This is a genomic window from Bartonella gabonensis (genome assembly GCF_903679515.1).
GTDB classification, from domain to species: Bacteria; Pseudomonadota; Alphaproteobacteria; order Rhizobiales; family Rhizobiaceae; genus Bartonella; species Bartonella gabonensis.
On sequence record NZ_CAHOYM010000094.1, the window covers coordinates 1 to 1,472 of the forward strand.

The following is a 1,472-nucleotide window of genomic DNA, read 5'->3' on the forward strand; positions in this document are numbered from 1 at the left end:
TTTTGTTTAGGGAGAATGTGAAGATGATAGAATACCCAGAGCATTTAAATAGCAAAGAAGATTATCTGAACATGCTTTCTTTTGATAAGGCAGAAACGGTAAGAAGGCTAGAGATGCTTTTATCAACGCGTTTTTATTGGGTCTTTATCAAAGAGCTCAGTGAAGGAGAAGAGGGGGTAGAAGATGACACGCATAAGGTTGTTCTCATAACCGAAATGCCGTCTGATCTGAAAGGGGATTTTGTAGTAAAGCGTTGTCAGTATGAATTACAGGAAAGTGAATATGCCCCGCTCTTTCAACTTGGCTTTAGCGTTGAAGAAGTCGAGCAGTTGATCAAAGAGCATAGCCAATAGCAATCATAAAAGAAGAGTTTTATCCAGCCCCGCGTTTGTGGGGCTTTTTTTATGGAGGATTGAGATGAGAAAGATATCCAAAGAAGGATTAGAGCTGATTAAACAATGGGAAGGTTTACGTTTGGAGGCTTATAGAGATGTAGCATGTATCTGGACCATTGGTTATGGTCACACCAGCCATGCGGGTCAACCGCTTGTTAAAAAAGGCATGCGTATTACACAAGAGCAAGCAGAAGAAATTCTTTGTGAAGACTTAAAGCAATTTGAGAAGACGGTAGAGGAATCTGTCACTGTTTCGTTAACGGATTGCCAATTCGCGGCATTGGTATCGTTTTGTTATAACGTAGGAACGAAAGCTTTTTGTAAATCCACACTGTTGAAGAAGCTTAATCAAGGGGATTATGAAGCTGTTCCTAGTGAACTACAGAAATGGAATAAAGTGGGGGGCAAGCCTTTTGTGGGATTATCCAACCGTCGAGCAGCCGAAGCCGGTTTGTGGGCCAAAGGGTCTTACATTGCTTCGAACTATCACAGGGTAGAAACGAAGGAGAGAACAGGTCTTTTAAAGATAGAGGCGTTAGCGCCGATTATCGGGTCTTGTTCTGGTTTTGGAGGCTTATTGGTTGGTAATGGACCGATCCAATGGGCGTTAGCAGGGATTATGGTTTTAGCCGCGTGTACAGGACTGGTGATTGTTGCCAAGCGGTTTAAGGAACAGCGCTTGTGATGTTTTGATTCAAAAGTTTTAACAATAGGGAGCACGCTTATGTGGTTGGCAAAATGAGTAGAAAACAAAGTAATCAGGAACGAGATCTCACAGAAACAGAACAACAGCTTCTTCATGAGATGATAGAAACGTATCAAGGCTTAAAGATGATGTCACGCATCATGAAGTGGATTGCCTTCATTGTCTTTATGTTTGTCATGGATTTTTCTCGTTTCATAGACGCGCTAGAGAATAGCTTCTCACACTTAAAAAAATGGATAACGAAAAGTTAGAGAAAACCTTTCCTTTAAAAATTATGACAAAACACCTCGAAAAGAAGTTTTGATTCGCAATAATTAAGAGGCATGTTGCAAAATCCTATCCCCTTACTTTTATTCGGAAATCCCTTACTG

At 40.8% G+C, this 1,472-nt stretch carries 3 protein-coding genes; all 3 read left to right on the top strand.

Annotation, left to right across the window (positions count from 1 at the left end; translation table 11 throughout):
* Nucleotides 1-23: 23 nt before the first annotated feature.
* On the top strand, nt 24-353 hold the full coding sequence (locus HWX04_RS08160) for a hypothetical protein (RefSeq protein WP_175869620.1): 330 nt from the start codon (nt 24-26) through the stop codon (nt 351-353).
* A gap of 64 nt (nt 354-417) precedes the next feature.
* Entirely contained in the window at nt 418-1,080 is a 663-nt protein-coding gene (gene bgtA / locus HWX04_RS08165) for a gene transfer agent endolysin BgtA (RefSeq protein WP_175869621.1), read from the top strand.
* 41 nt (nt 1,081-1,121) lie between these two features.
* Nucleotides 1,122-1,352, top strand: coding sequence for a hypothetical protein (locus HWX04_RS08170; protein WP_175869622.1), 231 nt, complete (start codon nt 1,122-1,124; stop codon nt 1,350-1,352).
* Nucleotides 1,353-1,472: the final 120 nt, after the last annotated feature.

What these genes read in the sequence shown, in the direction of transcription:
- bgtA (WP_175869621.1), top strand. Translation starts at nt 418, where the DNA reads ATGAGAAAGATATCCAAAGAAGGATTAGAGCTGATTAAACAATGGGAA.
- HWX04_RS08160 (WP_175869620.1), top strand. Translation starts at nt 24, where the DNA reads ATGATAGAATACCCAGAGCATTTAAATAGCAAAGAAGATTATCTGAAC.